At 70.7% G+C, this 7,517-nt stretch carries 6 protein-coding genes and 2 pseudogenes; 4 read left to right on the top strand and 4 right to left on the bottom strand.

The window, feature by feature from the left end; translation table 11 throughout:
- Nucleotides 1-132 precede the first annotated feature (132 nt).
- Together trxA and IZR01_RS46745 are read left to right on the top strand one after the other, a co-directional pair.
- Complete coding sequence (gene trxA / locus IZR01_RS46750; RefSeq protein ID WP_194927598.1) at nucleotides 133-546, top strand: thioredoxin; 414 nt, start codon at nucleotides 133-135, stop codon at nucleotides 544-546.
- Entirely contained in the window at nucleotides 546-1,157 is a 612-nt protein-coding gene (locus tag IZR01_RS46745) for a class I SAM-dependent methyltransferase (protein ID WP_194927597.1), read from the top strand. Before trxA ends, IZR01_RS46745 begins: the two co-directional genes overlap by 1 nt.
- Nucleotides 1,158-1,451: 294 nt before the next feature.
- Here the strand turns inward: IZR01_RS46745 and IZR01_RS46740 are convergent, their stop codons facing one another.
- The 4 genes and pseudogenes from IZR01_RS46740 to IZR01_RS54855 form a co-directional block, all read right to left on the bottom strand.
- Complete coding sequence (locus IZR01_RS46740; protein ID WP_194896858.1) at nucleotides 1,452-3,812, bottom strand: amino acid permease; 2,361 nt, start codon at nucleotides 3,810-3,812, stop codon at nucleotides 1,452-1,454.
- 111 nt (nucleotides 3,813-3,923) lie between these two features.
- The gene (locus IZR01_RS46735) at nucleotides 3,924-4,631 is read right to left on the bottom strand and encodes a response regulator (RefSeq protein WP_194896857.1); all 708 of its coding nucleotides are present in this window, start codon (nucleotides 4,629-4,631) and stop codon (nucleotides 3,924-3,926) included.
- Nucleotides 4,628-5,488, bottom strand: a pseudogene (locus IZR01_RS46730) (sensor histidine kinase); the annotation flags it as partial. The gene IZR01_RS46735 and the pseudogene IZR01_RS46730, both read right to left, overlap by 4 nt.
- A gap of 48 nt (nucleotides 5,489-5,536) precedes the next feature.
- Nucleotides 5,537-5,824, bottom strand: a pseudogene (locus IZR01_RS54855) (DUF4118 domain-containing protein); the annotation flags it as partial.
- A 140-nt stretch (nucleotides 5,825-5,964) separates the two neighbouring features.
- Between IZR01_RS54855 and IZR01_RS46725 the strand changes: the two are divergent.
- Together IZR01_RS46725 and IZR01_RS46720 are read left to right on the top strand one after the other, a co-directional pair.
- Entirely contained in the window at nucleotides 5,965-6,204 is a 240-nt protein-coding gene (locus IZR01_RS46725) for a hypothetical protein (protein WP_228555311.1), read from the top strand.
- A 126-nt stretch (nucleotides 6,205-6,330) separates the two neighbouring features.
- Nucleotides 6,331-7,517: ROK family transcriptional regulator (locus tag IZR01_RS46720; protein ID WP_194927596.1), on the top strand; the 1,187-nt coding region annotated here is incomplete at its 3' end.

The following is a 7,517-nucleotide window of genomic DNA, read 5'->3' as shown; positions in this document are numbered from 1 at the left end:
TCCCGCGCCCGACCCGCACCCGACCCGCGCCCGTCCCTCCGGCGGCCCAACGGAATACCGCCCCGACCTCGGCGGTTATACCCTGCGGGGTATCCGAACGAGACCCCGCCGAGCAGCGAGGAGGCAACGGCTGTGGCCGTCGTGGAACTTACCAAGGACACCTTCGCCGAGACCGTCGCGGTCGAGGGCATCACGCTTGTCGACTTCTGGGCCGAGTGGTGTGGGCCTTGTCGGGCGTTCGCGCCGGTGTACAAGAAGGCCGCCGAGAAGCACGGGGACATCGTGTTCGGGAAGGTCGACACTGAGGCCGAGCAGGAGCTGGCGGCGACGTTCGACATCCGGTCGATTCCCACCCTGATGATCGTGCGGGACGGCGTCACGCTGTACCAGCACCCGGGTGCGCTGCCGGAGTCGGCGCTGGAGGACCTGATCTCGCAGGCCCGTGCGCTGGACATGGACGAGGTGCGCAAGGCGCTGGCCGAGCGCGCCGAGGCTGAGGGCGGCGCCGAGTCGCCGGCCCAGAGCGCCGCGAACGCCACCGTCTGATGGCCCGGGCCGAGGACCGCGAGCTGTGGGAGAAGCGTTACGGCGAGGCCCAGTCCGTGTGGGGATGGGCGCCGAACCGCTTCGTGGCCGAGGTCCTCGGTCCGCTGCCGGCCGGCCGGGCGTTGGACCTGGCCGCCGGTGAGGGACGCAACGCGCTGTGGCTCGCCGACCTCGGTTGGCGGGCCACCGCCGTTGATTTCGCCGAGAACGCGCTGGCCCGAGGCCGCGAGCAGGCCGAGGAGCACGGCCTGGACGTGCGCTGGATCCACGCCGACGTCCTGGACTACCAGCCCCAGGTAGGCGCCCACGACGCGGTCGTCATCGCCTACCTCCACCTGCCCGCCGACGACCTGGCCACGGTCCTGCGCAGCGCCGCGAAAGCCCTCGCGCCCGGCGGCACCCTGGTCGTCGTCGGGCATGACGTCACCAACATCGCGGACGGCGTCGGCGGACCCCAGAACCCTGACATCCTCTACACCCCGGGCCTCGTCACCGAAACCTTGGAGCAACTCAAGGGCCTGACAGTCGCCCGTGCCGAACGCGTGCACCGCCAGACCGACCGCGCGCCGCAGCCGGCGATCGACACCCTGGTCGTGGCGCGGGCCGGTTGAGGCTCACCGGCTGGACCCGCGCCCGGATCCCGGCCGCCGCGGCGGACCGGGCGAGGCCCGGCGAGGTGGCGGGCCGACTCCGGCCGAGCCCGTCAGGGGCGCTGGTCCGGCAGACACGGGACATTCGCAGTGTTCTGTATCGCTCGCCACGCGCTGCCGGATAACCGCTGACCACGGACTCAAACGCGGGCCGGGTCAGCGGGTCGCCGAGCGGCTCCGCAGGCCGAGGAACTGCCTCCCGCTCAAGCCGCGGCATCGCTCAGTGCGCGGCACCGCCTGCCCAGCAGCCCCCGCTCAGTCCGCCGCCCCGGGCCGCAGCTCGTAGATCGGGTTGTACACGGCCCGCTGCCCGCCGACCGTCGTGATCCGCCCGCGCACCACGATCCGGCGCCCGGGCTCGATCCCCGGGATCTCCCGCCGCCCGAGCCAGCTCACGGTCACCGACCCGGTACCGTCCCACAAGTCCGCCTCCAGCACCGGCACCCCGGCCCGCGGCCGCAGCCGCACGGTCCGCAGCGTCCCGGACACCACGACCCGCTCCCGGTCCGGACAATCCGCGATCGGCGTGGCGCCACAAGGCGAAACCTCTTCAGTCAACTCCCTGGCTTCCAACTCAGTGTTCTCCAATGTCAGCGTCTGGAGCCGGGTGGTGCGCTGCTTCGGCACCTTCGGCTTCGGCGCCGGCTTCACCATCGCGGCGCCGTGGTACGCGGCCTGGGCCTTCGCCGCCGCGATCCGCGCGGACGCCGACTCCAGCTGATAGGGCACCGCCGCGACCACGACCCGCCGCTGGAACAGCAGCCGGCTCTTCAGCCGCAGCGCGGACTGGTTGTGCAGCACCTGCTCCCACCAGTGGCCGAGCACGTACTGCGGGATGTAGACGGTCACCACGTCGTTCGGGTTCTCGGTGCGCACCCGTTTGACGTACTCGATGATCGGCCGGGTGATCTCCCGATAGGGCGAGGCGATGACCGTGAGCGGCACCGGGATCGCGCGCCGCTCCCATTCGGACTTCAGCACCGCCACTTCGGCGTCGTCGAGGTTCACCGTCACGGCTTCCAGGCTGCTGGGCCTGGTGGCGCTGGCGTAGCCGAGCGCCCGCAGGGTCGGCATGTGCAGTTTGGACACCAGCACCACCGCGTGGTTGTTGGCCGGCAGGCTGAAGGCGCCGTCCTCCGGCGGCTCCAGTTCCCGCGCCACGGCCGCGTAGTGCCGGTTGATGGCCCGCATCACCAGCCAGATGCACGGCATCGCCAGCACGACGATCCACGCGCCCTTGGCGAACTTGGTGACCAGCACGATCACCAGGACCGCGGCCGTCACGCCGGCGCCGATGGCGTTGATCACCCGCGAGCGCATCATGCGGCGGCGTTCGGCGACGTCGGCGGTGTCGCGCAGCAGCCGGTTCCAGTGCCGGATCATGCCGGTCTGGGAACAGACGAAGGACACGAACACCCCGACGATGTACAGCTGGATCAGCCGGGTCGGCGAGGCGTTGAACGCCACCACCAGCAAGGTGGCGAACCCGGCCAGCACGATGATGCCGTTGGAGAAGGCCAGCCGGTCGCCGCGGGTGTGCAGCTGCCGGGGCAGGTAGCCGTCCTTGGCCAGGATCGAGCCGAGCACCGGGAAGCCGTTGAAGGCGGTGTTCGCGGCCAGCACCAGGATCAGGGCCGTGACGACCTGCAGGATGAAGAAGAAGGGCGAGGACCCGCCGAACACCGAGCGCGCCACCTGCGCGATGACCGTGCGCGGCTGCTGCCCGGCCGGCAGCCCGGACAGGTTCGTCGCGTCCGCGGCGTGCACGTGGCCGGCCAGGGCCAGCGCGGTGACCCCGGCGAACATCGCCACCGCGATCCCGCCGAGCAGCGCCAGCGTGGTGGCGGCGTTCTTGCTCTTGGGCGCCTTGAAGGCCGGGACCCCGTTGCTGATCGCCTCGACGCCGGTGAGCGCGGTGCAGCCGGAGGCGAAGGCCCGCAGCAGCAGGAAGATCAGCAGCACCCCGTTGTAGTGGGTGGTGTTGATGATCTTGTAGTGCTCGCTCTCGGCGTGCAGGCCGTGGCCGAACGCGATCCGGACCAGCCCGGTCACGATCATCACGCCGACCGCGCCGACGAAGCAGTAGGTCGGGACCGCGAACGCCGTGCCGGACTCCCGGACCCCGCGCAGGTTCAGCGTGGTGATGACCACGATGACGGCCACCGCGATCAGCACGACGTGCGAGTTCAGCGCCGGGAACGCCGAGGCCAGGTTGGCCACGCCGGAGGAGACCGACACCGCGACGGTGAGGATGTAGTCGACCATCAAGGCGCTGGCGACCGTCAGCCCGACCTTCGGGCCGAGATTGGTCGTGGCGACCTCGTAGTCGCCGCCGCCGGACGGATAGGCGTGGACGTTCTGCCGATAGGAGGCGACGACCACCAGCATCAGCAGCCCGACCGCCAGCGCGATCCACCACGTGAAGTGCAGCAGGGCCAGGCCGCCCGCCGACAGCACCAGCAGGATCTCCTCGGTGGCGTAGGCCACCGAGGACAGGGCGTCGGACGCGAAGACCGGCAGCGCGATCTTCTTCGGGAGCAAGGTCTCGCCGAGCATCTCGCTATGCATCGGCCGGCCGACCACGACCCGTTTGGCAATCCCCAGAGCACTAGGCACGATCGCGATGCTAGAGGCGGGCAGCCCCGAGCGCACTAGATCTCAGTGGAATATTACTCATGGATTGCTCACGAACCCCATGACGTCCACCTCGAAACACTCACGAACCACTCATGCCTGGCGCGGCTGGAAGCGATACCCCATCCCCGGTTCGGTGAGCAGTTGGCGCGGGTTCGAGGGCTCCGGCTCCAGCTTCTGGCGCAGCCGGGCGAGGTAGAAGCGGAGGTAGCTGCCCTCCGGCTCGTGCTCCGTCCCCCACACGTGGGCCAACAGCTGCTTGCTGGAGACCAGGCGGCCGGGATGGCGCAGCAGGATCTCCAGGACCGCCCACTCGGTACGGGTCAGCCGCACGGCTTCCGGCACGTCCGGCGGCGCCCCGGCAGCACGCTTCACAGTGCGGGCCGCCAGATCGACGACATAGTTGCCGACCGCGATCTGCGGCCCGGTCGCGTTCTCCGGCTCCGAGCGCCGGATCAGGGACCTGACTCGGGCGGCGAGCTCGTCGGTGGAGAACGGCTTGGTGACGAAGTCGTCGGCGCCGGCGTCCAGCGCCTCCACCTTGTCCCAGGGCTCGGTGCGGCCGGACAGCACCAGGATCGGCACCGTGGACCAGGCGCGCAGGCCGTTGATGACCTGGACGCCGTCCACGTCCGGCAGCCCGAGGTCCAGCACCACCAGGTCGGGCAGTTTGCGGCTGGCGGCGGCCAGGGCCTCGGCCCCGTCGGCGGCGACCGTCACCTCATAGCCGCGCGCCGACAGGTTGATGCGCAGCGCCAGCAGCAGTTGGGCCTCGTCGTCGACGATCAGCAGGCTCTTCACCGCGCCGCCCCTTTCGCCGTCCCGGCCCCGGACCGGGCCGGGATCGCCACCACCATCGTCAGCCCGCCGCCGGGGGTGTCCTCCGGCCACAGCTCGCCGCCCATCGCCTCGGTGAGGCCGCGGGCCAGCGCCAGGCCCAGGCCGACGCCGGCGGTGTTGTCGCGGTCGCCGAGGCGCTGGAAGGGCCGGAACACCCGGTCCCGGTCGGCGGCCGGGATGCCGGGGCCGTGGTCGATCACGCGGATCTCCACTCGTTCGCCTCTTTCGCCGACGGTGTCCCCGCCGGCCGGTTCGGTCGGGTCCTCGGTCGGGCCTGCCGTCAGTCCCCCAGCCAGTCCCGCGCCCAGGCCTGCGGTCAGTCCCGCGCTCACCCCTGCGCTCAGTCCCGCGGTCACCTCGATCCGCGAGGTCGTGTGTTTGGCGGCGTTGCCGACCAGGTTGGCCAGCACCCGCTCCAGCAGCGCGCCGTCGGCCAGGGCCGGCGGCACGGCGTCGGGGATCGGGGCCACGGTGATGCGGCCCTCGGCGGCCGGGACGTCGTCCACCGCCCGCGGGATCACCTCGCCGGCCGCGACCGGCTCCAGCCGCGGCTGAAGCGCGCCGGTCTGTAGACGCGACATGTCCAGCAGGTCCTCCACCAGCCGCGAGAGGCGGCCAAGCGAGGAGCCGGCGGCGCCGAGCAGATCGCCGCGGTCGGTCTCGGACAACTCGAAGCGGGGATCACGCAGGGTGTCGACGGAGGCCCGGGCCGCGGCCAGCGGGGCCCGCAGATCGTGCGAAACCGCGGTGAGCAGCGCGGTGCGCATGCGGTCCACGGCTTCCAACTGCCGGGCCTCCGCGGCGGCCTGCGTGGCCCGCAGGAACTGCTTGCCGGAGTACTCGACCACCGAGGCCACCGTGACCGCGACGATCACGAACGCGGACAGCGTGATCACGTCGCTGGCCACCGCGATCCGGAAGGCGTGCACCGGGGAGATGAAGTAGTAGTCCAGCAGCACCGTGGCCCACACCGCGGCCACCAGCGCCGGCACCATCCCGCACAGCAGCGAGACCGCCACCAGCGCCACCAGGTAGATGAGCACCTGGTTGCTCAGCCCCAGTTGCTCGGTGTAGGCCGTCAGGAAGACCGTGAGCAGCGGCGGGACGATGAGCGCGGCGGCCAGCCCGTGCCACCGCCGTCCGAACTCCGGCATCGGTTCTCCCACACTCCCAGCTCGCCGCACGCCTTCCCGGGGCCGAAAATCGCCGGGTTCTGGTAGTGCAGCATATTGCGCACCTAAGATTGATGCGATCATGCGCTTCGGTCAGGGGGAGTCGGGGGAACATGGGTCAGTTGAGTACTGGGGCCTTGGCGACGATCAACCGGGTCCCGTTCGGCTGTCTGGTATGCAAGGGCGAGATCTTCTTCGACCGGAAAGTGAAGTTGAACACGACCGGAGCGGAGTTCATGAACATGGGCTGGATGAACCAGTCCGCGACCGGGCTGGTCTGCACGCGGTGCGGCTATGTGCATCTGTTTCTGAACGACGCGATCGAGTACTGGCGTCCGGAATCCGGATATCCCAGCCCCTGAGACTGGGATATCAGCCCCGGCACCGGGACTGGGATATCCACCCGGGCACCGGCCGTGCCGATACCCACCGATACCCGGCGATGCCCCGCGAACGACCAGCCAGCGCATACGCCGTACTCTGCGAGCATGAACATCCCCGCAGCGCGCCCGACCACCGGTGTCACCGCCGCCACGCTCCGGGAGATGAACATCCGGACCGTATGGTCGGTGATCGAGGGCGGGCACCCGATCTCCCGCGCCGAGATCGCGCGCCTCACCGGGATCTCCAAACCGACCGTGTCGGTACTGTTGGAGGAGCTCCTGGCCACCGGCCTGGTGACGCAGTCCCCCGACTCGGCCCGCGACCCCTCACACGGCGCGGTCTTCTTCGGCCCCAAGCCGGACGGCGTGCACGCGCTGGCCCTGGACCTGGGCGCACACCGGCTGCGCGGCGTCCTGGCCGGGCCGGGCGCGGCGATCGCGGCCCGCCGGGACGTGGACGTGCAGGGCATGGACGCCCCACTCATGGTCGCGGCGGCAGCGGAACTGGCGCGGGAACTGATCGACGCGGCCGACGTCGACGCGGCGACGGTGCGGCACGCGGTGGCAGGCGTCCCGGGCGTCGTGGACCGACACACCGGCCGGGTCTGGCAGGCACTGAACATCCCGGCACTGAACGGCTTCGCGATCGCCACGGAGCTCGAAGCGGCAGTCGGCGTGCCATTCACCGTGGAGAACGACATCGACCTAGCGGCACTCGGCGAGAACACCCACGGAACCGGCGCCGCAGCAGAAAGCTTCGCCTTCTTGTCCGTGGGCACAGGAGTCGGCGCGGGACTGGTACTGCACGGACACCTGCACCGAGGCCACTCCGGCGCGGCCGGCGAGCTGGACACCGCCTTCGACCCCGAAGGCTTCGACGCCAACGACCCCTGCGCCGCCTCAATCGTGCAGTTCGCCGAACCATTCGCCACAGAACTGGTCGGCAACTCCCCCGGCCGCAGACCACCAGGCGCCACCCCAACCCTGACCACCGAGCTGATCTTCGACCGCGCCCGCACCGGCCACCCACGAGCCATCGAGGTCGTCGAGGAGGTCGCACGCCGCATCACCGCCTACATCGGGGTACTGGCGGCGGTCGCCGACGTGGAGCTGGTCATCCTCGGCGGCGGCATCGGCCTGAACGGCGACCTGTTACTGGAGCGCGTCGCACTGCGCTTACAGGAGCGGCTGCCGTATCCGCCACGCCTGGAGGTGTCAGCACTCGGCGACAGCGCGGTGCTGACCGGCGCGGCCGCGGTGGCTGCTTCGGTGGCGGTTGAGCAGGTGATTCG

This window comes from Catenulispora pinisilvae (genome assembly GCF_015356865.1).
Taxonomy (GTDB): Bacteria; Actinomycetota; Actinomycetes; order Streptomycetales; family Catenulisporaceae; genus Catenulispora; species Catenulispora pinisilvae.
The sequence above is the reverse complement of the archived record's forward strand: the minus strand, read 5'-3'. Positions and strand labels throughout refer to the sequence as shown.

Excerpts from the sequence above, each read along its gene's own strand:
- IZR01_RS46745 (WP_194927597.1), top strand. The coding sequence starts at position 546 with ATGGCCCGGGCCGAGGACCGCGAGCTGTGGGAGAAGCGTTACGGCGAG.